General features: G+C 71.9%; 20 protein-coding genes. 9 read left to right on the top strand and 11 right to left on the bottom strand.

The annotated features are described in order from the left end of the window. Positions 1 to 16: 16 nt before the first annotated feature. Complete coding sequence (locus R4Z63_RS01245; RefSeq protein WP_052030682.1) at positions 17 to 955, bottom strand: glycoside hydrolase family 16 protein; 939 nt, start codon at positions 953 to 955, stop codon at positions 17 to 19. A 436-nt stretch (positions 956 to 1391) separates the two neighbouring features. Here R4Z63_RS01245 and R4Z63_RS01240 point away from each other — a divergent pair, with 436 nt between their 5' ends. The 3 genes from R4Z63_RS01240 to R4Z63_RS01230 all read left to right on the top strand — a co-directional run bounded on the left by R4Z63_RS01240 (position 1392) and on the right by R4Z63_RS01230 (position 5372). Next, the gene (locus R4Z63_RS01240; protein WP_384448894.1) at positions 1392 to 1862 is read left to right on the top strand and encodes a hypothetical protein; all 471 of its coding nucleotides are present in this window, start codon (positions 1392 to 1394) and stop codon (positions 1860 to 1862) included. Between the two features lie 157 nt (positions 1863 to 2019). After that, the gene (locus tag R4Z63_RS01235) at positions 2020 to 4107 is read left to right on the top strand and encodes a bifunctional polysaccharide deacetylase/glycosyltransferase family 2 protein (RefSeq protein ID WP_384449003.1); all 2088 of its coding nucleotides are present in this window, start codon (positions 2020 to 2022) and stop codon (positions 4105 to 4107) included. Positions 4108 to 4109: 2 nt separating this feature from the next. Continuing rightward, positions 4110 to 5372 (top strand): acyltransferase family protein, encoded by a 1263-nt coding sequence (locus tag R4Z63_RS01230; RefSeq protein ID WP_236647652.1) that lies wholly within the window; start codon positions 4110 to 4112, stop codon positions 5370 to 5372. Positions 5373 to 5482: 110 nt separating this feature from the next. Here the strand turns inward: R4Z63_RS01230 and R4Z63_RS01225 are convergent, their stop codons facing one another. From R4Z63_RS01225 to R4Z63_RS01215, 3 genes are all read right to left on the bottom strand, one after another. Further along, positions 5483 to 6121: a hypothetical protein gene (locus R4Z63_RS01225; RefSeq protein ID WP_384448897.1), complete on the bottom strand. Its 639-nt coding sequence runs from the start codon at positions 6119 to 6121 to the stop codon at positions 5483 to 5485. Positions 6122 to 6267: 146 nt separating this feature from the next. Beyond that, positions 6268 to 8259, bottom strand: a complete 1992-nt coding sequence (locus R4Z63_RS01220; protein ID WP_304949940.1) for an RICIN domain-containing protein — start codon at positions 8257 to 8259, stop codon at positions 6268 to 6270. An 881-nt stretch (positions 8260 to 9140) separates the two neighbouring features. Continuing rightward, complete coding sequence (locus tag R4Z63_RS01215) at positions 9141 to 9854, bottom strand: DsbA family protein (RefSeq protein ID WP_037922337.1); 714 nt, start codon at positions 9852 to 9854, stop codon at positions 9141 to 9143. 252 nt (positions 9855 to 10106) lie between these two features. On the opposite strand from R4Z63_RS01215, the gene R4Z63_RS01210 reads away from it, so the two are divergent. Together R4Z63_RS01210 and R4Z63_RS01205 are read left to right on the top strand one after the other, a co-directional pair. Beyond that, positions 10107 to 11273 carry a ThiF family adenylyltransferase gene (locus R4Z63_RS01210; protein ID WP_384448902.1) on the top strand — a complete coding sequence of 389 codons (1167 nt, stop codon included), beginning with the start codon at positions 10107 to 10109 and terminating at the stop codon, positions 11271 to 11273. After that, positions 11270 to 11875: a GNAT family N-acetyltransferase gene (locus R4Z63_RS01205; protein WP_384448905.1), complete on the top strand. Its 606-nt coding sequence runs from the start codon at positions 11270 to 11272 to the stop codon at positions 11873 to 11875. The genes R4Z63_RS01210 and R4Z63_RS01205 overlap by 4 nt, the downstream gene beginning before the upstream one ends. A gap of 67 nt (positions 11876 to 11942) precedes the next feature. On the opposite strand, the gene R4Z63_RS01200 is transcribed toward R4Z63_RS01205, so the two are convergent. From R4Z63_RS01200 to R4Z63_RS01185, 4 genes are all read right to left on the bottom strand, one after another. Then, positions 11943 to 12911, bottom strand: a complete 969-nt coding sequence (locus tag R4Z63_RS01200; protein WP_384448908.1) for an NAD(P)-dependent alcohol dehydrogenase — start codon at positions 12909 to 12911, stop codon at positions 11943 to 11945. Then, positions 12908 to 13123, bottom strand: coding sequence for a helix-turn-helix transcriptional regulator (locus R4Z63_RS01195; RefSeq protein WP_225884534.1), 216 nt, complete (start codon positions 13121 to 13123; stop codon positions 12908 to 12910). The genes R4Z63_RS01200 and R4Z63_RS01195 overlap by 4 nt, the downstream gene beginning before the upstream one ends. Positions 13124 to 13134: 11 nt before the next feature. Next, positions 13135 to 13563 (bottom strand): hypothetical protein, encoded by a 429-nt coding sequence (locus R4Z63_RS01190; protein WP_037922346.1) that lies wholly within the window; start codon positions 13561 to 13563, stop codon positions 13135 to 13137. Between the two features lie 217 nt (positions 13564 to 13780). Continuing rightward, positions 13781 to 14911, bottom strand: a complete 1131-nt coding sequence (locus R4Z63_RS01185) for an NADH:flavin oxidoreductase (RefSeq protein ID WP_384448912.1) — start codon at positions 14909 to 14911, stop codon at positions 13781 to 13783. A 170-nt stretch (positions 14912 to 15081) separates the two neighbouring features. Between R4Z63_RS01185 and R4Z63_RS01180 the strand changes: the two genes are divergently transcribed. Further along, positions 15082 to 15549, top strand: coding sequence for a MarR family winged helix-turn-helix transcriptional regulator (locus R4Z63_RS01180; RefSeq protein ID WP_078556590.1), 468 nt, complete (start codon positions 15082 to 15084; stop codon positions 15547 to 15549). 80 nt (positions 15550 to 15629) lie between these two features. Here R4Z63_RS01180 and R4Z63_RS01175 read toward each other — a convergent pair whose 3' ends face one another. The 3 genes from R4Z63_RS01175 to R4Z63_RS01165 form a co-directional block, all read right to left on the bottom strand. Beyond that, the gene (locus R4Z63_RS01175) at positions 15630 to 16055 is read right to left on the bottom strand and encodes a DUF6069 family protein (RefSeq protein WP_384448915.1); all 426 of its coding nucleotides are present in this window, start codon (positions 16053 to 16055) and stop codon (positions 15630 to 15632) included. Positions 16056 to 16195: 140 nt separating this feature from the next. After that, positions 16196 to 18247, bottom strand: a complete 2052-nt coding sequence (gene ligA, locus R4Z63_RS01170) for an NAD-dependent DNA ligase LigA (RefSeq protein ID WP_384448918.1) — start codon at positions 18245 to 18247, stop codon at positions 16196 to 16198. Between the two features lie 159 nt (positions 18248 to 18406). After that, positions 18407 to 19330, bottom strand: a complete 924-nt coding sequence (locus tag R4Z63_RS01165) for a LysR family transcriptional regulator (RefSeq protein ID WP_384448921.1) — start codon at positions 19328 to 19330, stop codon at positions 18407 to 18409. A gap of 127 nt (positions 19331 to 19457) precedes the next feature. On the opposite strand from R4Z63_RS01165, the gene R4Z63_RS01160 reads away from it, so the two are divergent. From R4Z63_RS01160 to R4Z63_RS01150, 3 genes are all read left to right on the top strand, one after another. Then, positions 19458 to 20270 (top strand): inositol monophosphatase family protein, encoded by an 813-nt coding sequence (locus tag R4Z63_RS01160; protein WP_384448924.1) that lies wholly within the window; start codon positions 19458 to 19460, stop codon positions 20268 to 20270. Positions 20271 to 20327: 57 nt separating this feature from the next. After that, on the top strand, positions 20328 to 20978 hold the full coding sequence (locus tag R4Z63_RS01155; protein WP_384448927.1) for an NADPH-dependent F420 reductase: 651 nt from the start codon (positions 20328 to 20330) through the stop codon (positions 20976 to 20978). A 345-nt stretch (positions 20979 to 21323) separates the two neighbouring features. Then, the gene (locus R4Z63_RS01150) at positions 21324 to 21896 is read left to right on the top strand and encodes a hypothetical protein (RefSeq protein ID WP_384448930.1); all 573 of its coding nucleotides are present in this window, start codon (positions 21324 to 21326) and stop codon (positions 21894 to 21896) included. Positions 21897 to 22002: the final 106 nt, after the last annotated feature.

Genomic DNA, 22002 nt, shown 5'->3' with positions numbered 1-22002 from the left:
CGCCCTCGGACGGAGGTCAGGCCTTCGGCACGGTGTTCACGTAGTCGGTGCCCGCACTGTAGAAGCCGTCCACCGTCTTCTGGACGTCGGCCTGGGACACCGCCTCGTCGGCCTTGTAGTAGACCCAGTTGACCTTCAGGTCCCACGTGCGGGGACCGCCGGCGAAGGGCAGGTCGATGAACCAGTTGCTGAAGTGGATGTCCATCTTCTCGCGCGGGACGTACTTGCCGGAGCTGGTGAACAGCTCCTTGCCGTCCAGGGAGTAGGTGACCGATCCGTTGACCGCGGTGATCATGAGGATGTGCCAGCCCCCGACGCGCTGCTTGAGCGTGTGGCTGACCCGGTCCGGCGGATCGGCCTTGTACCAGCTGACGTTGTCGAGGCGGGGCCCCGTCGTACCCCAGCCGCCGTTCGGCAGGTACTCGAAGTCCAGTTCGCTGTAGTGCTCCGAGGAGTCCGAGGGGGAGATCGGGAAGAAGGTCTGGACGATGTGGTCGCCGTTGCGGCCGCTCGTGGGCTCGTCGCTGAAGTGGACCCGGGCGGCGAAAGTCCCCGTGAAGAGGTTCTTGCCGGTGCCCTGTATCTCGACCTGCCGGGTGCCCTGCGCGGTGCCGTCGGTGGAGGACTGCAGCCGCAGGACCCTGCCGCCCTGGGCGGTCTCGTCGGAGGGGAAACCGGCGCCGTCCTTGGCCCAGGTGCCCTTGATCCCCGGACCGCCGCCGCCGGTGCGGACCTCCCAGCCGTGGGCGGCGAGCGCCGGGTCGTCGGGGCCGCTGTAGTGGAAGCTGTCGAACAGGGTTCCCGGCGGGCCGGACGGGGTGGGCGAGGCGCTGGGGGCGGGCGCGGAGGCATCGTCGGCGGGGCCGCCGGAGCACGCGGCGAGTACGCACAGCAGGGCAGGCAGCGTGAGCGCGGTCCACACGCGGGAACGGCGGGTGCGGCGGGGCTGGCTCACACAGGGCTCCTTGGAAGGGTAGAGGCGGCACACGGCCCCGCCCCCTGCGGGGGATCGGCTGGTGATCCGGTGCGGGCGTCATCCTAGGCACGCGGTGACGGCCGCAGTGACCGCCGGGTCGGCTCCGGAACGGCTGGCGGAGCCCTGGCGCTCCCCGTTCCGGGGGAGCGACTCGGGCTGACCAGGCACTGGCCAAGGCTCGGGCGCGGGCTGGCCGAACCTACTAACCGGTATTACATATTCCGTTTCGATCTGATCACGACCCCCGGGTAGATCGTTTCAATCCGGACATCCAGCTCAAGTCGCCCTGGTTTGGTGCACTAGCGTTCGGCCTGCGATCCCCACGGTCTACGTACCCTGCACTGAAAGGCCTCGCAAGGTGCGCCCAGTCATCACGCCCGTCCACAACGGATCGCCACGCCAGGCAGAATCCGAAATGTCCGATTCTGCTTCCGGGGAACCCTCCCCCGCACCGGTGTTCGTCGACCAGTCCGGTCTGCGCGGCCGTCTGCTGCGGGGCTTCGGCTGGCCGGTCTCCGTGATCGGCGCCATTCTGGCGGTCGCGATGAGCAGCAGCCTGATCGGCATGCAGGCGGACGCCCCGGCGATGGGCATACCCGTGCGGCCGTCGCTGTCTCCGTCTCCGGTGCCGGCCCCGTCGTCCAGCACGACCGCGTCCCCCGGGGCGGCCGTGCCGTCCTCACCCCGCGCGGTCACGCGGTCCGCGACTCCCAGGGCGAAGACCTCCGCCGTCGCGACGGAGCCCGCGGCGACGCCCTCGAAGTCCGCGGCCGCCCCCTCGAAGTCCGCGGCCGCCCCGACGAAGCCGGCGGTCCCCGCGACGAAGCCCGCGGTTCCCACGCCGGGCGTGGCGAAGTCCTCGGGCCATCCGGCCGAGCAGCCCTGATCACGCTCACCCCCGACCACGCTCACCCCCGACCACGCTCACCTCCGAGCGCCCTCACCCCTGATCACTCTCACCACTGTCTCCAGGAGCGTCATTGTCCCGCCACCAGCGCCGCCGGCAGTCCCTGCTCAGGCCGCGCCGACTGGCCGCGCCGCCACTGCGCTTCTTCATGCCGCTGTCCCTCCTGGCGTGCCTGCTGGCCCTCCTGGTCCTGCGCGGCCTCGCCACGAACGAGGCGTTCCACGACTCCCGTATCGCCATCTCCGTCGACAAGACGACCGTGCCGGAGAACCTGCTCAAGGGCGGTCCGGTCATCGACGCGCGCGGTGCCAAGAACGAGCAGCCCGTCAGCTACCGCATCCCTGACCGCACCGCGGTGCTGAGCTTCGACGACGGTCCCTCCCCGGAGTGGACGCCGAAGATCCTGGAGGTGCTCGCGGCCCGCGACATCCGTGCGGACTTCTTCGTGACCGGGGCGATGACCACCCGCAACCCGGAGCTGATCCGGCAGATCGTCGCGGGCGGCCACGAACTCGGCGTGCACACCTTCACCCACCCCGACCTGGTGTACCAGTCCCGCGCCCGGATCAGCTGGGAGCTGGCGCAGACGCAGCTGGCGCTGGCCGGCGTCGCGGGCGTCCACAGCGCGCTGTTCCGCCCGCCGTACTCCTCCGACGCCACCGCGATGGACGACTGGAACTATCCGGTGATCAAGTACGTGGGTGCGCGCGGCTACCTCACCGCGTTCATCGACCGCGACACCGACGACTGGAAGCGCCCCGGCGTGGACGCGATCGTCAAGGCGGCCATGCCGGCCAAGCCCGGTGCGGGCGCACTGATCCTGTTGCACGACGCGGGTGGCGACCGCAGCCAGACCCTCACCGCGCTCGTGCAGATCATCGACAGGCTGCAGGCCCAGGGCTACCGCTTCACCACCATCTCCGAGGCGCTCGGCGCCTCCAGCGCGACCGTGCCGGTGGACGGATTCCAGCTGTGGGCGGGCAAGGGATTCATCTGGGCCACCCAGGCCGCCGTGCTCACCCTGCCGGTGCTCGTCGGGCTGCTGGCCGTCGTCGGCTTCCTCAACTTCGGGCGGTTCGCGCTGATGCTCGTCCTCGCGCCGATCCACGCCCGCCGCTCCCGACGCGGGGACGCGTGGGGACCGCCCGTCACCGAACCGGTCACCGTGCTGGTGCCCGCCTACAACGAGCGCGAGTGCATAGCCAACACCCTCCAGTCCCTGGCCGCCAGTGACCACCCGATCGAGGTGATCGTCGTCGACGACGGTTCCACGGACGGCACGGCGGACATCGTGGAGGAGATGGACCTGCCGTTCGTCCGGCTGATCCGCCAGGTCAACGGCGGCAAGTCCAGCGCGCTCAACACCGGTATCGCGGCGGCCTCGCACGACATCATCGTGATGATGGACGGCGACACCGTCTTCGAGCCGTCCACCGTGCGCGAGCTGGTCCAGCCCTTCGGGGACCCGGCGATCGGCGCCGTCGCGGGCAACGCCAAGGTCGGCAACCGCGAGAGCCTCATCGGCGCCTGGCAGCACATCGAGTACGTCCTCGGCCACAACCTGGACCGCCGGATGTACGACATGCTGGGCGTCATCCCGACCATTCCGGGCGCGGTCGGAGCCTTCCGCAAGGAGGCCCTGCGGCAGGTCGGCGGAATGAGCGACGACACCCTCGCCGAGGACACCGACATCACCATGGCAGTGCTCTGCGAAGGCTGGCGGATCGTCTACGCCGAGAACGCCCGTGCCTGGACCGAGGCGCCCGCAAGCCTCCAGCAGCTCTGGTCCCAGCGGTACCGCTGGAGCTACGGCAGCATGCAGGCGATGTGGAAGCACCGCCGCGCCGTGACCGCACGCGGTCCGGCCGGCCGCTTCGGTCGCGTCGGGTTGCCGCTCGTCGTGCTGTTCGGCGTGATCGCCCCGCTGCTGGCGCCACTGGTCGACCTGTTCCTGCTGTACGGCGTGCTGTTCGGCGACGCCCCGATCACCCTCACCAGCTGGGGCGGCTTCATCCTGCTCCAGGCGGTGCTGTCCTGGTACGCCTTCCGCCTCGACCGCGAGAAGCCCTGGCACCTGATCAGCCTGCCCATCCAGCAGCTGGTCTACCGGCAGCTGATGTACATCGTCCTGTTGCAGTCCGCGATCACCGCGATGACCGGTGGCCGACTGCGCTGGCAGAAGCTCCGGCGTACCGGCGAGGTCGCCGTGCCGGTGGAGGCCTGAACGTGACCGCATCCATCGACCTCGGACGTTTCCGGGACACCGTCCAGCTGAGGGTTCCCCCCGCTCTGCGCACCGAGGCGGAGCCGGAGCCGGACCCGCAGGCGTCGGAGCCGTCCGGGCGCACGGGCGGCCGTGACCGCTACTTCGACCTGCTTCGCGCGCTGGCACTGGCCCGCGTGGTGCTCTACCACAACTTCGGCTGGTTCTGGCTGCCGCTGGTCTTCCCGTCGATGGGCGTGATGTTCGCCCTGGCCGGACTGCTGATGGCCCGTTCGCTCAGCCGTCCCGCGCTCGGCGTGATCCGCGGCCGACTGCGCCGGCTGCTGCCGCCGATGTGGCTCTTCGGCGCGGTCCTGATCACCCTGCAGGTCTACGCCGGCTGGGGCCCGCACTCCGAGGGCCACCCCACCTGGTGGTGGTCCAAGATGGCGTTCTGGATCCTGCCGCTGAGCACCCCGCCGTACGCGGACGAGCTGTCCGGGTTCTCCTTCGTGGAGCACACCTGGGCGGCGCAGATCACCGTCCCGCTGTGGTACCTCCGGGCCTACCTCTGGTACGTCCTGCTCTCGCCGCTGCTGCTGCGGGGTCTGCGACGTTTCCCGGTGGCGACGCTGTCCGCGCCCCTGGCGATGGTGATCGTCATGAACGTGTTCCTCCTCGACCGGGACCTCGTCTACGGCCGGGTCTGGGAGAACGCCAACGACTTCGCCACCTTCGGCGCCTGCTGGATCCTCGGCATGGCCCACCAGGAGGGGCTGCTCAGGAAGATCCCGCAGTACGTGCTTCCGTCGGTGGCACCGCTGATCATGGTGGCCGGCTTCTGGTACCTGCAGACCCGGCCGGTCGACCCGACCGTGGCCACCGACATCGAGGCTTGGCCGATCGCCCAGGCGCTGTGGTCCTTCGGCTTCGTCGCGATCCTCCTCCACGTCAGTCCGTCCTGGGACCGATGGCCCCGGCCGCTGGAACGCTGGAACGGCCTGGTCGGCCTGCTCAACGCACGCGCCGTCAGCGTCTACCTCTGGCACCAGGTGGCCCTGGTGGCCGCCGTGCCGCTGATCGACCCGCTCTGGAGCGTCCCCTTCGTCTACGCGAACTTCCAGTGGCTGCTGGCCAGCCAGTGGTTCACGCTGCTGGTGGCCATCCCGCTGATGGGACTGCTGGTGCTGGCGTTCGGCTGGGTCGAGGACGTGGCCGCCAGACGCCGGCCGCGGCTCCTGCCGTACGACCGCCGCCAGCGGGGCAAGCGCCGGGCGGCCGACTGACGCGGGCGGACCTGCGTCCGGGGCCGGCCCCGCCCCGACCCCACGGCTCCGGACCCCGCTCGGCGCGGCCGGAGGGGGCGCCGCCCCCGGCCCGGCCGGCGGACGAGCGGCTACGACGTCCGGCAGGCGCCCCGCATCCGGCGCCTCCGCAGCAGCAGGCCCACGCCGGCTCCGGCCAGCGCGGTCACCGCCACACCCGCCGTGGTCCACCAGACGGCGTCCCCGCGGGCGCCGGACGAGGCCTGGGTCCCGGAGGGAGCCGGCGACGACGCGTCCGCGGAGGCCGATGCGGCGGCGTCGGGAGTCGGGGCCGAGACGGCCGGAGTCGCTCCGGTGGACGGAGCGGTGGACGGGGCGGTGGACGGAGCGGGGTCCACCACGGGCACACCGACTTCGAGCTCACCCTTGCCGAGAGCGGGGAAGCCCACCTCGATCGTGACCTTCCACGAACCGGGCGGCAGGGTCTCGGCCGTGGTCCAGCCGGCGGGCGCCGCCGCGGGGTCGCGGACCAGGCGCCAGGGGCCCATCGTGCGGGAACCGTCGACGCTCACCGCGTTCACGGTGGCGGCGACGGTCTCGTCGACGGCGTCCCCGTCGTTCTCCCACGTGATGTCGGCGGTGACGTGGCCGGCGCGCTCCCCGGTCACCAGCACCTTCAGGGTGTCGCCGTGGGCATGTGCGGCAGCGGGGATCAGGAACATGAGACCGAGTGCGGTCAGGGTGGCCGAGAGAACGATTCTTATGCGCATCGTCAGGTGCTCCGGTCGGGATGAGAGGAACCCGGCGGACGGCCGCACGGGGGCGGCCGTCCGCCGGGGGCGGGATCACGGCGTCACGGGGTGGCCCCGGAGCCCCGGCGCGGACGCGCCTGGGCCACCGGGCGTGGCGGGAGCGCTCAGCCGGACTTCTGGAGGGTCCAGGCCTGCGCCGCGCGGCCGTCCGCACGCTGGAGGTCGAGCAGCCAGTACCCGTAGTAGGGGCGGTTGCTGACGGTCAGTGCGAAACCGCCGCTCGGGTCCGTGACGGTCACCGCGCCGCCGCGGGACGTCAGCTTCCAGGCCTGCGCGCGACTGTTCCTGTCGCAGGGCTGCTGCGAGACCCACATGCCCTGCGCGACCGTGCTGCCCGGCTGGAGGCACTTGCCCGAGACCGCGGACCGGATGCGGATCTGGCCGCTGCCCGCGTCGTCGAAGTACCACTGCTGCTGGGCGTAGCCGTTGGCGCGGCCGCCGACGAGCACGGTGCCGTCGGCCGTGCGGCCGCCCCACACCTCCGCCGCCATGCCGGTGCTGCCGTTGCCGAGCGTGTAACGGCTGCCGGGGGTGGTCGTGCCGCCGCCGGCCCCGGTCGTACGGAAGGTCGCGGCCTTGCCGGGGCCGCTGTCGCGGCCGGAGCCGTCACGGGCCGACACGGTCACCGTGTACGAGGTGTTGGGCTGGAGGTTGTAGATGCGCAGCACCTGGGACTGGACCCAGGCCAGGTGCTTGCCGTTCAGCACGACCTGGTACCAGGCGGTTCCCTCGACCTTGGGCCAGCTCACCACGACGGAGTTGGACTGGATCTGGGCCGCGGTCGCGGTCGGTCCGCCCGTGGGCTTCTTGGTCGGGGTCGGGCTCGGCTTCTTCGTGGGCGTCGGGCTCGGGTTCGGGTTCGGGCCGGGGTCCGTGCCGCCGCCACCGCCGCCCTTGGTCTTCATCAGGAACTGGTTGTCGGCGATGTTCCAGTGCGTGGCCAGGTAGCTGCCGGGCTTGGGACTGGTGTGGAAGTAGTCGTCGTGGTTGCAGTCCAGGATGTTCTCGGACGCCTTGTTGGTGCAGATGTTGCGCATCTTCGGGTAGTACGGAGTGTCCGAGTAGCACATGACGTCGTACTCGTCGGTGCAGTGCGCGCCGCGGCTGGTGTTCGGGGCGCTGTTGTTGACGGCGCCCAGGTTGTGGCCGAGCTCGTGCGCGGCGGTGTGACCGCCCCAGCAGCCGGAGTCGGTGCGTCCGTAGGACGGGCCGAAGTTGCTCTGGTTCGACTGGCCGGGACGCTCGTCGCCGGCGAAGGTGCCGATGCCGCAGTAGACCTGGCTGTCGGCGAAGATCATGTACTTGCGGTCGCGGCGGTCCAGGCCCTTGGCGGCGAGCGCCCTGTTGGTCGCACTGAACTCGCCCAGGGCGTTGGCCGGGAGCTCGATGTTGAGCACGGTCGGCGTGCAGTCCGCAGCGGTGACGTAGCGGATGTGGCGTACGCCGCCGGTCTCCTTGGCGCTCGCCGAGTAGATGAGGTCGGCGTCGGCCGCCCACTTGCGGAACGAGGCTACGTACTCGGAGTAGCGGTCCTTGCCGGGGGCGTGGACGTACACGACCTGCACGCGGTTGCCGGTGCTGCCGTCGCCGTCGCACTGGACGGTCTGGCCCGCGGGGCCCGCCGCGACGGCCTGGCCGCCCTCGGTGGCCGCCGGCTGGGGCGCGGTCTCCTTGGTCGCCGCGGCGTCGGCGGCGGGCGCGTCCTGAGGACGCCCGCCGCCTTCCTTGGTGGCCGGGTCGTCGGTCGACGGCTTGGCCGGGTCGGCCGCCGGGGCGGTCTCCTTCACGGCCGGCGGGATGTCCTTGGTGATGTCGACGCCCTTGGGCGGCGCGTCGGGGCCATGGGTGCAGTGCCCGTCCCCGGTGCGGTAGACGCCGACGCAGCGGTCGCCCTTGGGTGCGGGCTGGAGGCCGTCGTAGACCATGCCGCGCGCGTTCTCGTTGGAGGGGGCCGCGGCGAGGGGTTCCGGCTCCTCGTCCCGGGCGGGCGCGGCGGCCGGAGCGGAGGCGGCGGCCTCGACGGTGTCGGCGGCCTGGGCGCCGTCGCCGAGCCCGGAGTAGGCGATGCCCGCGGCTATTACCGCTCCTGCTGCCACGGCGGCGGTGGCGAGTATCAACCGCCTGGGTTTGCGGCGGTGGTCGGCTGCACGTCTGCGACGGCCTGTCATGGGCACCTCAAATCGATGTCGGACTAGCGGGTTCGCGGAAGCCTGCCAGACGAATGCCGCGGAGAATTCGGACAAACGGGGGCGCGGTCCAGGAAATCATTCCGTTACCTGTCGGCATAATTTGACGAACACTCAACTAGCCTTTAAAGCAAGCCAGTTACGCGCGTTGCGCGGTAAAGGTCCAGTCCTTTGGGGCCGGGTTGTTATCAAATCGAGATATGATGCGGAAGCTTGTTGACGGGAATTCAGTCAGGAATTCATCTAATTGCTACCTCCTGAATTCTCTCCGTCACGACCGGTGAGGGGTCGTGCGCCGTTCCCGCCTGCCGACCCGTCGGCTTCCGTGCGGAGTCCGCCAGTTGGCGCGGAGGGGTGCGTGGTGACCGGGGTGGAGGAGGCCCGGCGGCCGCCGATGACGCTCGGTTGGAGGGCGTGACGGGCGCTCGGTGCGCCCCTGGGCGGTGGGGTGTCGAGCGCGATGACCCTGCCTCCCCGGATGGCGAACGCCCCGACCGGTGAGCCCCGGCGGTGGGAGCCGGGACGGCGGCGAGGGCGTCGTAATCCCCGCCGCGGAAGGCGCCGCTGGCCCCGGGAGACGCCGGGGAGGCGCCGGAGACCGCACGCGGGAGGGTCGGTGCCGGATCGGGGTGGGTACGGCGCCCGCATCCGGCGGGGGCTGCGGCCGCCCGGGGTCGTGCGCCCCGGCGGGGCGTCCCCGACCGCCCGGTTCGACGGCGCCGGGCGGCGGGCCGGGCGCGACCGGCCCGGGGGCGCGCAGAGAGCGGCGCGCGGTCGCTCCGTGCCTCGGTCTAGGACCGGGCCGCCGCCTTGCGCAGGTGGCGGTAGAGGCGGTCGCGGTCGTCGTAGAGCCCGCGGCTGTCCGTCGGCACCGGGACGCCGTTGACCGCCATGGTGGGGGTCCCCTCGGCAGGCGACGCGGCCATCGCCTCGTCCGCGGCCTCCACGAAGTCCCGGTGCTTGGTCTCCAGCACGGCCGCGTCGAACTCCGGGCCGCGCAGGCCCGGCACCTTGACGGCCAGGGTCAGCAGCCGGTCCCTGGTGAAACCGCCGGCCTTGCGCACCTTGGCCTGGTGGCGGTACAGCACCTCGTGGTATTTGGCGAACCTGTTGTGGTCCACGGCGGCGCGCAGTGCGTTCGCGGCGAACTTCGACCCCGGGCCGAGGAAGGACCCCAGGGTGAACTGCAGTTGCAGTGCGTCGTTGCGGGCGGCCTGCTTCAGGTACGGGCCGTTGCCTGCCAATTCGAAATCGGCGCAGGCCGGACAGCTCAGGTCCTCGTAGACCCGTACCGACAGGGGAGCGGACGGGTTGCCGATCACGATGGTGGTGCCGTCCGCGGCCAGCGACTCCCGGGCCGCGGGCAGGTTGGCCGTCGCCGACACGTCGAGCGGGTCCGTGGCCTGCGGCGCGCCGCCACGCCGTGCTCCGCAAGCGCCGACGGACGACGCCACGGCGATCGCCGCGGACGCGCCGAGGAATCCACGTCTGGTTCTGACCTGCATCAATACCTTCTCCCCCTGATCAACAGGAAGACCTTACGCGCTTCCGGCCCCGGCCACGCACCGGGTTTTCCACCCGACCGCCGGGCACAGTCCTCCAGGGGTCTCTCGATCCGTGGTGCCCCCCGCCCGGGCCGTCGGGGAAGGGGGCGCATACGGCGCGCGGGAGGCGCGTTCAGTAGAAGATCAATTCGAGCGTGCGCCCGCGGGTGATGTCCGCTCCTTCAAGATCGTCCGGTTGCTAGCGTCCGGGCCATGACTCACACCATCGAGTCCGGCGCCGCGCCGGACCGCTTCGCGCTGCCTTCCGCCCGCGAAGCGAGCGAATCGTTTCGTCCGGTCGTGCTGGACCCCGCACGCCCCGACGACGCCGCAACCCTCAGCGCGCTGAGCGCGTCCGCCCGCCTGCGCGAGGTCCACGACCGGATCGAGGAGCAGGTTGACGAACTCCTGCGCTGCCGGGACCCCCGGGATCCCTTCGGCGGCCGGTCACCGGCCGACGCGGTGGCCGACGTCCTGGGCGAGCGGCCCGCCGCGTACGGCCGCTGGATCTGGTACCCGTGGTCCGGACGCCTGGTGCACCTGCTGCCCGAGGCCGAGTTCCGCCTGGTCCGCACCGACCGCAACCGCGACAAGATCACCCGTGACCAGCAGCAGGACCTGCTCCGCCGCCGCGTGGGCGTCATCGGTCTGTCGGTGGGCAGCAGCGCCGCGGTGACCTGTGCGATGGAGGGCGTCGGCGGCGCCTTCAGGCTCGCCGACTTCGACCGCGTCGGCCTGTCCAACCTCAACCGACTCCAGGTCGGAGTGCACGAACTCGGTCTGGAGAAGAGCGTGCTGTGCGCCCGGCGCATGTACGAACTCGATCCCTACCTGGACATCGAGGTCCACCGCGGGGGCATCACCGAAGAGACCGTCGAGGACTTCGTCGGCGACGGTGACCGCGCCCTGGACCTGCTGGTCGAGGAGTGCGACACCCCCTGGGTCAAGGTCGCCGCCCGCGAACACGCCCGCCTGCGAAGGATTCCGGTCCTCATGGACACGAACGACCGGGGACTCCTCGACGTCGAGCGCTTCGACCTCGAAGGGGACCGCCCGCTCTTCCACGGCCGCATCGGTGCCACGACCGCCGCCGACGTACGCGACCTCGACCGGGAGGCGGCCATCGGCTTCCTCCGCACCGTCGTCGACGAGCAGCGCCTGAGCCCCGCCATGACCGACGCGCTCACCCGCGTCGGCCGTACCCTCTCCAGCTGGCCGCAGCTCGCCAGCGGCGTCATGCTCGGCGCGGCCCTGGTCACGGACACGGCCCGCCGCATCCTGCTCGGCGAGCCGCTGCCGTCCGGCCGCCACTGCATCGACCTCGACGTCCTCGTCCCCGCCGCGCACCCGCTGCCCGCACCGCACGGAGCCACCCGGTGAACCGAGTCCCCGAACTCCGCGGTGACCACCTCCGGCTGCGCGAACTGCACGCCGGCGACCACGAGGCATTCGCCCGGATCCTCACCCACCGCGTGCTCACCCGATATCTCGGCATCGACCGCATGGACCCGGGCCAGGCCCACGACGCCTTCGCCCAGAGCCTCGCCCAGCCGCACACCCATCCGCGCCGCAAGTACACCCTCGCCGTCTGTGCCCCGGAGGACGACGCCCTCGTCGGCACCATGGGACTGCTCGTCGAGGACTACGGCAGCAACGCGATGCTCACCAGCCTGGTCCTGCTTCCCGGCGCTTCCGTCCGCGGGCACGGCCACGAGGCGGGCCGCCTGCTGATGGCCTACGGCTTCGGGCATCTGCGTCTGCACCGCATCTGGGCCGGCCACCGCAGCGACCACCACTTCATGCCTCAGGTGATGCGCGCCGCAGGCCTGCAGCCCGAGGCCACCCTGCGCCAGCTCTTCCGCACCCAGGGCTGCTGGCACGACGTCACCACGTACGCCACGGTCGCCCCCGAGTGGAAGTCCCAGGCCACCCCCGGAGAACTGGCCATCCTCGACGGCGCGGACCGGCTCGACCGCGTCTGACCGCCCGGCCGACGGGGAGTCCGGCCGCGCAACCGGGGAGCACGGGGACGGCCGGGGCCGGCGCTCGCTACAGGCGGATCACGGCCTTCCCGCGTACCCGGCCCTCCCGCAGGTCGCGGATGGCGTCCGGAACACCGGCCAGTGGGTAACTGCGGTGCACGGCAGGCGAGACCGAGCCCGCCTCCAGGAGTTCCGTGAGGGCCTCCAGATCGCCGGCGCGCACCAGGGAGGTGAGCGGGCGGAGGCGGTGGGAGACGAAGGGAGACAGCAGCAGGGCCCCGAGGGACCGTTCGTTCCCGCCGAGCCAGCGCCCGCCGCCCTCCCCGCCGACGATGACGAGGGTTCCGCGCGGGGTGAGGGCGCCGCGCAGGCGGCCGATGGGGCGGTTGCCCGCGATGTCGAGGACGAGGTCGTAGCGGCGGCTGCCGTCGGTGGGATCCGCGACGGCGTAGTCGATGACCTCGTCCGCGCCCAGGGATCGGACGAAGTCGGCCTTGGCGGCGCTGCACACTCCGGTGACGCGTGCGCCGAAGGCCTTGGCCAGTTGCACGGCGAAGGAGCCGACGCCTCCCGAGGCCCCGAGGATCAGCACCGACTGTCCGGGCTCGACCCGGCCGGTCCTCCGCAGGGCCTGCAGGGCGCTGCACCCGGACACGGGCACGGCGGCGGCCTCCTCGAAGCCGAGGTTCCGCGGCTTCGGCGCCAGGGCTCCCTCCTTGGCGCACGCGTACTCGGCGAACGACCCCTCGCCGCTCCCGTACACCTCGTCGCCGGGCCGGAACCGCGTGACGCCCGGGCCGACGGCCTCCACCCGGCCCGACAGGTCCATGCCCCGCACGCGGCTCCGGGGCGCCCGCAGGCCCGTGGCGGCACGCACCGCGTACGGCATGCCCGCCATCAGGTGCCAGACGCCCTGGTCCACGGCGGCTGCGTGAACCCGTACGAGTACCCGGCCGCGGCCCGGTACGGGCCGCTCGGTCTCCTCGATGCGCAGGACCTCGGGCGGTCCGTACACGTCCTGCACCATGGCCTTCACGACGGGTCTCCCTCTGTCTCCGAATACTGGAACACCGCGTCGAGCGGTACCGCGAACACGCGGGCGATCTGGAACGCCTTCTCCAGGGAGGGCGAGTACCGGCCCTGTTCGATGGCGATGACGGTCTGCCGGGTCACGCCGATCCGGCGGGCCAGCTCGGCCTGGGTCATCTCGCCGTGGGCGAAGCGCAGGGCCCGGATCCTGTTGGTCACGAGCGTGGGCCTCACCACGTCTGGAACCCCGTCCGGTAGGCGGCGATCTTCGCCAAGGAGCCGAGCACAGCCGACAGCGCGAAGGCGAGGTAGAGGGTGTTGGCGATCCAGAACTGGTCCGCCTCGGCCATCGCCAGCACGAGCGCGGTCACGCCGCCGATCGCGACGAAGGACTGGCCGACGTGCTCACCGAAGCGGTGGATCTCCCGGTCGCGCTGGTCCTTGGCCCGGTCCTCCTCGGGGGTGAGGAGCGCGGCGGTGATGTGCAGCGCGACCGAGGCGACGACGGATGCGCCGACCGTCCACAGCAGGGCGGCCACGTACGGCGCTTCGGCGAGGGGCTCGCTGCCCGGCCGCCCGAGGACGGCCGCCAGGTAGGCCCCGTACGACGCGAGGGTGACCACGATCATGATCCACGCGCGTTTCTCCTCGATTGCCACGACCACTCCCCATGTAAAGAAAACCGGACATGACCAATGTCAAGCATCCGGCACATCGTGTCAAGAGTTCTTTACATCGCCGTGCGGGTGGTTGCCCCTGGGGCGGGCGGCGTCCGGAGCGGCCGCGCGGGCGGGGCAGCCGGAGCGCGAACGCCCCGTGGCATCGGCGGACCGATGTCACGGGGCGTTCGCGGAGCGGCTGTCCGGGCGGTGGCCGTCAGTGGCTGAGCGACCTGAGTGCCGCCGCGTCGTACGGCCTCAGTTCCTCGAAGCGGTTGCCGAGGACCTTCGCCGCCCAGTGCGGGTCCTGGAGCAGGGCGCGGCCGACGGCGACCAGGTCGAATTCGTCGCGTTCCATGCGGTCCAGGAGGTTGTCGAGGTCGCCGAGCGCGGCTCCCTCCCCGGCGAAGGAGCGCAGGAAGTCGCCGTCGAGACCGACCGATCCGACGGTGATGGCCGGTCGGCCGGTGAGCTTCTTGGTCCAGCCCGCGAGGTTGAGGTCCGACCCCTCGAACTCCGGGATCCAGTAGCGCCGGGTGGAGGCATGGAACGCGTCGACGCCGGCGGCCGCCAGCGGGGCCAGGATCGCCTCCAGCTCCTGCGGGGTCTGCGCGAGCCGGGCGTCGTAGGCGTCCTGCTTCCACTGCGAGTAGCGGAAGATCACCGGGAAGTCGGCGGGGACGCGCTGGCGCACCGCGGCCACGATCTCCGCGGCGAACTTCGTGCGGGCCACCGCGTCGCCGCCGTAGGCGTCGGTGCGGCGATTGGTGCGCTCCCACAGGAACTGGTCGAGCAGATAGCCGTGTGCGCCGTGCAGTTCGACGCCGTCGAAGCCGATCCGCGCGGCGTCCGCGGCGGCGTCGGCGAACGCGCCGATGACGTCGTCGAGGTCGGCGTGGGTCATGGCCCTGCCGGTTCCCTCGGTGCCGTCGACGCGGATGCCGGAGGGGCCGACGGCGGGCGCGTCGGGGTACGGGGCCTCGCCCTGCTTGCGCACCATGCCTATGTGCCACAGCTGGGGCACGATCGCGCCGCCGGCCTCGTGCACGGCCGCGGCGACCTCCGCCCATCCCGCCAGCTGGTCCTCGCCGTGGAACCTCGGAACCCGGTCGCTCTGCCCGGCGGACTCGTGGCCGACGTAGGTCCCCTCGGTGACGATCAGGCCCACGCCGGCGGCGGCCCGGCCGGCGTAGTACGCCCGTACGTCCTCACCGGGCACGCCGCCGGGGGAGAACATGCGCGTCATCGGCGCCATGGCGATGCGGTTGCGCACGGTCAGGCCGTTCAGCGTGACGGGGCGGGAGAGGATCTCGGCCGCGCGGGAGGCGGTGGACGTGGTGACGGTCATGCGGGTCCTCCGGGTTGGGGCTGTGGCTCGTCGGGGTGGGGCGGCGACGAGCCGTGCGAGAAGTGCATAGTACACAGGATGTGTATCATGCATATCGCCGCGGGTGGCGATAATGGAGCGCCGGAAAGGAGCAGGGAGGCGACGTGCTGGAGAAACTCGAACGGGAGCTGATGCTGCTCTCGCGCCACCAGGTGCTCGGCCGGCGTGACCGTGACCCCGAACGCCTGGAGCGCTCGGCCTACCTGCTGCTCAGCCGGATCGACACGCAAGGGCCCATGTCCATCGGACAGTTGGCGGAGGCCTTCGGGCTCGACACCTCCACCGTGAACCGCCAGACGGCCGCGCTGCTGCGCTGCGGACTGGCCGAGCGCGTCGCGGACCCGGACGGCGGCATGGCGCGCAAGCTGCGGATCACCGACGAAGGCGGGCGCCGGCTGGCGGGTGACCGTGAGGTCAACCGCTCCTGCCTGGCCCGCGTGGTCGCCGACTGGTCCCCCGAGGACGTGCGACGGCTCGCGGACGTCCTGGTCCGGCTCAATCGCAGCGCGGAGGCCCTCGAAGGACGGTACTGGCCGCGCACGGAGGGCGAAGCCGCCCGCGCCGGATGCCGCCCACCCGCCGCACCCTCCGACGACTGACACCGTGGTCGCCCGCCCGGGCCGCCGACGTGCCCTGCGGGTGAGTCGGTCCGCCCCGACCCGGTCCGGCGTCCGCCGGGTCAGCCATGGCGGCGGTGGAACCGCAGGGTGGTGAAGACCGCCACGCCGAGCGTGATGTGCATGAGGGACAGGGCCGCGACGGTGCCGCCGTCCGCGTCGGACGACAGCGGGCCGGCGACCGACAGCAGTGCCAGCCCACTGCCCGCGTACTGCGCGATCCGCAGGAAGACCGGCTTCCACAGGGCCAGCAGGAGCGCGACACCCACCCCGACGACCAGCGGCACAACGGACGATCCGATGACGCCGCCGACCGTGATCGGGTGTTCTTCGCCGCCGTCGACGACGACGAGCGAGGCACCGGCCAGCTCTGCGACGGCGAGGACGGCCAGATTGACCGCGGCAGCCCCGAGCGCGCCGCCGGCCAGCGTCTTCCACCAGCCGAAGCCGGAACGGCGGACCGGGTTCTGTACTGCGGCGCGTGACATGAGAGTTCCCCCAAGGTGAGAAGTGCCCGGCTGTGGTCCGGCCGCGGCGTACGAGAAAGCCTCCAACCTGAAGCACACATGAGGTCAAGGCCTCTCCGGACGGCGCCGGAGCGGCCGGCCTCCCGGCCGGGTACGGCCGACTACGCGGTGGGGAGGAGGTCGGCAACGAGGACGGCGAACTCCTCGGGGTCGAGGATGCGGATGCCGAGGTCTTCGGCCTTGGCGCGCTTGGAGCCGGCCTTCTCGCCCGCGACCAGAAGAGTGGTGCGCTTGGACACCGACGACGATGCTTTTCCGCCGGCCCGTTCGATCAGCTCGTTCATCTCGTTCCGTGACAGCGCCGCGAGGGGGCCGGCCATGGAGCCGGTGACCACGACGGCCTGCCCTGCCAGCGGGCCGCCCGCCGCCGGGTCCTCGCTGCCGCCTTCGTCGGCGGCAGGCTCCTGGGGCTCGGCGGCCTGGACGCCGACCTGCTGGGCCTGGAGCTTGTCGAGAAGCGGGGCGAGTGAGGCGAGTTCGGCCGCGATGACACGGGCCTTCTCGGTGCCGATCCCGTCGACCAGGGCCAGCGTCTCGGCGCCGGCCGCCCGCATCGCGGCCATCGAACCGAAGTGCGCCGCGATCCGGCGGGACATGGTGCGCCCGGTGCCACGGACGCCGAGGGCGCAGAACACACGGTTCAGTGCGGCCCCGCGGGCGGTCTCGATCGCGGCCAGGAGGTTGGCGGCGCTGGTCTCTCCCATCCGCTCCAAACCGAGGAGCTGCTCACGGGTCAGCGTGAAGAGATCGGCGATGTCCGTGACCAGACCGGCCTCCACCAGCTGGATCGCGCGAATGCCGCCGAGACCCTCGATGTCGAGCTGGTCACGGCCGGCAGCGTAGATCACCGAGGCCACGGCCTGACAGCTCCGGCCGCGCACGCACCGCCACCGCTGCTCGGAGGCGTCGATCGCGTCGCCGCAGCGGGGGCACACCCCGGGGAAGACGATCGGGCTCTCGCCGCCGGTGCGCCGGTCGGCCAGTGGCGCCTCGACCCGGGGGATCACATCGCCCGCCCGGTACACGTACACCTGGTCGCCGATCATGAGCCCGCGACGGGTGATGTCGGCCGGATTGTGGAGCGTGGCGTAGGTGACCGTCACCCCGTCGATGACCACGGGCTCCAGGACGGCGCGTGGGGCGATGATCCCGGTACGGCCGACGTTCCACTCCACCGACAGCAGGCGCGTCACCTTGTGCTCGGCTGCCAGCTTCCGGGCCACCGCCCACCTCGGGGCACGTGAACCGTTGCCGGCCCGGCGCTGGTCCTCGGCCGAGTCGGCCTTGACGACGACACCGTCGATTCCGAAGGGCAGTTCTGTGCGCAGCCCGGCGATCACGTCGATACGGTCCTGCACCTGCTCCACGGTCTCGCACCGCACCGGCGCCGTGACCGTGCCGGCGGCCGTGTTCGCACCGAGCAGGGCCAGCCGCTCCAGCAGGGCGACGTGACCGAGGCCGTCCAGGCCGTCCAGGCCGACGGCGCCGTAGCCGAAGAACGTCAGCTCGATCCGGTAGGGGCGGTCCTTGGCCCGCAGGGTGCCGGCCGCCCCGCTGCGCGGGTGTGCGAAGGGCGTGGCGGCGTGGGCGAGCCGGATCCGGTTGGCCTCCTCGAACTGCGCGGTCGTCAGCAGCACCTCGCCGCGCAACTCGACGTCGATCGGTTCGGTGAGGCGCGGCGGTAGACCCAGGACGGCCTCGGCGGCGTGGGTGATGTCCTCGCCCGCCAAGCCGTCGCCGCGGGTGAGGAGCTGCACGAGCCGGCCGCCCCGGTAGCGGGCGGCCACCGCGAGGCCGTCGAGCTTCGGTTCCACGCACCACCCGGCCACGGGGTGTCCCAGACGCCGTTCCAGCCCCGCGGCCCATTCGGCGAACTCCTCGGCGTCGAAGACGTTGTCGAGGGAGAGCATCGGCACGGAATGGGGCACGTCCCCTTGGACGGCCCCGCCCGCCACCTTCCCGGTCGGCGACTCGGCGAGCACCGCGTCCGGGTGTGCCTGCTCGTACGTGGCGATGGCACGCAGCAGCAGGTCGTACTCGTCATCGCCGAGCGGGGTGGTTCCGTCGCCGTAGTAGGCGGCCGACGCCGCCACGGCGGTGGTCACGGCCTCGGCGTAGGCGCCGGGCGAGAGCAGGGCACTGTTTTCGGTCATGAAGGTCATCATCCTGCCCACCACTGACAACGCCACGCTTCGGAACCGCCGTCACTGCGAACGGTGCGGAACGACGAGTGGGATGCTGCTGGACGGCGACCCGGGTCGACCGAGGCAGCCCGCGCGCGGGTGCACGGGGCGCCTTCCGTTCCGGCGGGCTCAGGCAGCGTTGACGGGCGGCCGGGGTGCGAAGAGTGCCTGCACGGTTTCGGCTGCCGTTTCGCGCAGCCAGGCGTGGGCGCGGTCGTCGTCGTAGCGCTGGTGCCACAGCAGGTGCAGGGGGACGTCGGGCAGCGGGAGCGGCGGCTGGAGTGTGACCAGGCCGAGTCGGTTGCGGGCGGTGCGGGTGACGGCGTCGGGGAGGGTGGTCACCAGGTCGGTGTCGAGGGCGAGTTGCAGGGCGAAGGCGGCGGTGGGTCCGGCGGCGGTGACGCGTCGTTCGAGGCCGCGTGCGCCCAGGGCGTCGTCGATCCGGTCGCGCAGGTGTCCGCGCCGCGAGACGGTGAGGTGCTCGGCGGCGGCGTAGCGTTCCGGGCTCAGCGTGCCCTCGGAGAGCGGGTGGCCCGGCCGGACGGCGATGACGAGCCGGTCCCTGCCCACGAGCCGGTGGCGGATGTCGGGGAGAGCCGGGGCGCCGGCACTTGATGCGAGGTCGACGTCGCCCCGGCGCAGCTCGGCGTCGTCCGTCCCGGGTTCGGCGGGCAGGCGCAACCGGACGCCGGGGGCGCGGCGGTGGACGGCGGTGATCAGGGCGGTGCCGCAGGCCGCGGTCAGTGCGTCGTGCCAGCGCACGGTGAACACCCGCTCCAGAGACGCCAGGTCGAGTTCCTGCTGCGCGGAGAGGAGCTGGTGGGCCTGCTGGACCAGGGCGTGGACCTGGGCGCGCATCTCCAGCGCCCGGGTGGTGGGCACCATGCTGCGGCCGGTGCGGACCAGGATCTGGTCACCGGTGGCCTTGCGGATGCGGCCCAGCGAGCGGCTCATCGCCGGTGGGGTGACGTGCAGGCGGGCCGCGGCCCCGGCGACGCTGCCCTCTTCCAGCAAGGCGTCCAGGGCCGTGAGCAGATTCAGATCCAATTGCATGGCAGTAACTCTACAAGTGACAAGCATGCACTTGTTGTTAACGATCGGGCGGCCTACTTTCGATGTGCGGGGAGCTGGACAGCCACCCCGCTCCACCCCTCCTCAACCGATCCCCAGGGAGCCCGCCATGAGCACAGCCATGCCCTTCGACGCCGGTACCACGTTCCTGCCCGAGGTGACGGCCGCGGTGAGGACCGCCGGCGCCGCGCTGCGCGACCGCCACACCCCGCACGCCCGGGGCGTGAGTCTGGACGAGGTCGTCGCCGAGATCCACGCCAACGACGACGCCGTACTGGAGGTACTGCGTGAACCGCTGCTGCGGGCCCGTCCGGGGTCGCAGTGGGCCGAGGACGAACTGGCCGGCGGCGCGCTCCCGCCGGGGGAGTGGTGGGTCGTCGACCCCGCCGAGGGCAACATCAACCACGTCCACGGCATGGACGACTGGGCCGTGACCGCCACCCTGGTCCGCGACAACCAGCCGGTACTCACCGTTGTCCACCTGCCGCTGACCGGTGCCACCTACACCGCGGTCGCCGGCCACGGAGCCCACCTCGACCACCGTCCTCTGAAGGTGTCCGCCAAGACCGACCTGGGCGCTGCGCTCACCGGCACCGGCCAGGCCCGGCCCGGCGAGGACGAGCGCACCTTCCGGCGGATCGGCGACTCCGTCACCGCCATGCTCACGAGCGGCCTGGTCGTGCGCGTGTCCGTTCCCGCCACGATGCAACTCATCCACGTCGCCGCTGGACGCGCGGACGCGTTCTGGCAGTTCTCCGACGTCCGCTCCGGCCTGGTCGCCGGTGCCCTGCTGGTCTCCGAGGCCGGAGGCACCGTCACCGACCTGGCGGGCGCCCCCTGGAACACCGCCAGCCGCGACTTCCTGGCCTCCGCGCCCGGCATCCACGCCGCCGCCCTCAAGACCCTCGCGCCCATCGCCTGACCTGCGGTGCCCGCACCGCCCCCGTCACCATCCCGAGACCGCAAGGAGCACCACCACATGACCCGCATCGGCATCCTGGGCGCCGGCCGCGTTGCCACCAACCTCGCTGCCGGGCTCTCCGCAGCCGGACACCACATCACCCTCGGCCACCGCGGCCGGCACGACACCGCAGCCCGCACCACCGGGCTCGCACCGGCGCCGCGGATCGCCTACGCCGACCACCGCACCACAGCCCGCACCACCGACATCGTGATCAACGCAACCCCCGGCGACAGTTCTCTGGACCGCCTCACCGGCCTGCGGGGCGAACTCACAGGCAAGATCCTCATCGACGTCTCCAACGCCACCCGCGACGCCGCGGACGGCCTGCCCGAAGACCTGTGCTATCCGGGTAGTAGCCTCGCCGAGAAGCTCCAGGCGGCACTCCCCGACACCCACGTGGTCAAGACCCTCAACACCATGCTCTTCACGGTCATGACCACCCCTCAAACCCTCGCCACCCCGCCGACCGCCTACCTCTCGGGCGACGACGACCACGCGAAGAAGGCCGTTGCCGACCTGCTCGGCGACCTCGGCTGGCACCCCGGTCAGATCGAGGACCTCGGCGGCATCGACACGGCCCGCGCCACGGAGGCCATGATCCTGATCGTGCCCCACATCCTGCGCCGGCACGGCCTCAAGCCCTTCGCCGTCTCCCTGGCCCGCTGACGGCCATGAAGACCGCGCCACCCCTCGGCGGCCCCCAACGTTGCCGACGGCCCAGCGGCGCGCCCTCGGCTCCTTGCCCTGCTGCGAGAAGCCGCCGGGGGCCGTGCAGCTGCGGAAGACCCCCACCTGCCGGCAGTCGACGCCGGCCGGACGACTGGCGCCGGCCGCCGTCCACGGCCCGACGGCCTCGACCCCGACGGTCCGGCCGCCGGCCCGTGGCAAGCCCGGTCTGAACCAGGTCGCAGCGGACGCCGTCGCGGCGTGCACGGGAGGCCGGGCGCTCGGTGTAGGCGGTGAGAAGGTGGCTGGCTGCCGGTATCCGGCGGAGCGTTATGCTCCGCTCCTGTGGAAGACATCAACGTACGACAGTCGCAGCAGGCCCGAGGAACGGGCGAGGTGGTCCTGCGGTTCAAGGGCAGGGTGGAGAAGAGCGAGCTCCGTGAGGGACTGAAGGTTGCAGGAACGTTCCGGCGACTGCGTTTGCTCGCTGCCGCAGGCGCGTTGGCCATCGCCTCTCTAGGGGTACGCGTCGATGCAGAGGGTGGCTCGGTGAACATCGGCCTCGTGGCCGCGGCCGTCGTCTACGCGACCGTGTTCGCCCTGCTGGCACCCCGGCGGATCGTCACTCATGCTTTCCGCGCCCAGCAGGCCCACGAGGGCGCGGACTGCGTGGTCGACGGCAACGGCATCGCGGCCGTTCTCGACGGCGTGGAGATCAAGCGCTTCGGTTGGCAGGAGATGACGCGGTATCACGAAACCGCGGGACTCTACGTGGTCGTGGGCAAGGTCCGCCTGAGGACCTGGGCGATCGTGCTGCCCAAGCGCCTGCTGACAGCACCCGACGCCGAACTCCTCGGAGCGGTACTCGACTCCCGGCTGTGCTCCCGCACCGGTGCTGCCGTCCCGCCTTCCGCCTGAGGCCGTCACCAGCACGGCGAGGGACCCGGCAGGGGTTCGCTGTCGTGCGGCGCTCCCTGCAATGACCCGTGCCGGAAGGGTACGCGCGGGACAGGCCCCGGCCCCT

The organism is Streptomyces sp. PL-29, from assembly GCF_058344425.1.
This window is presented reverse-complemented; position numbering and strand designations above follow the sequence as displayed.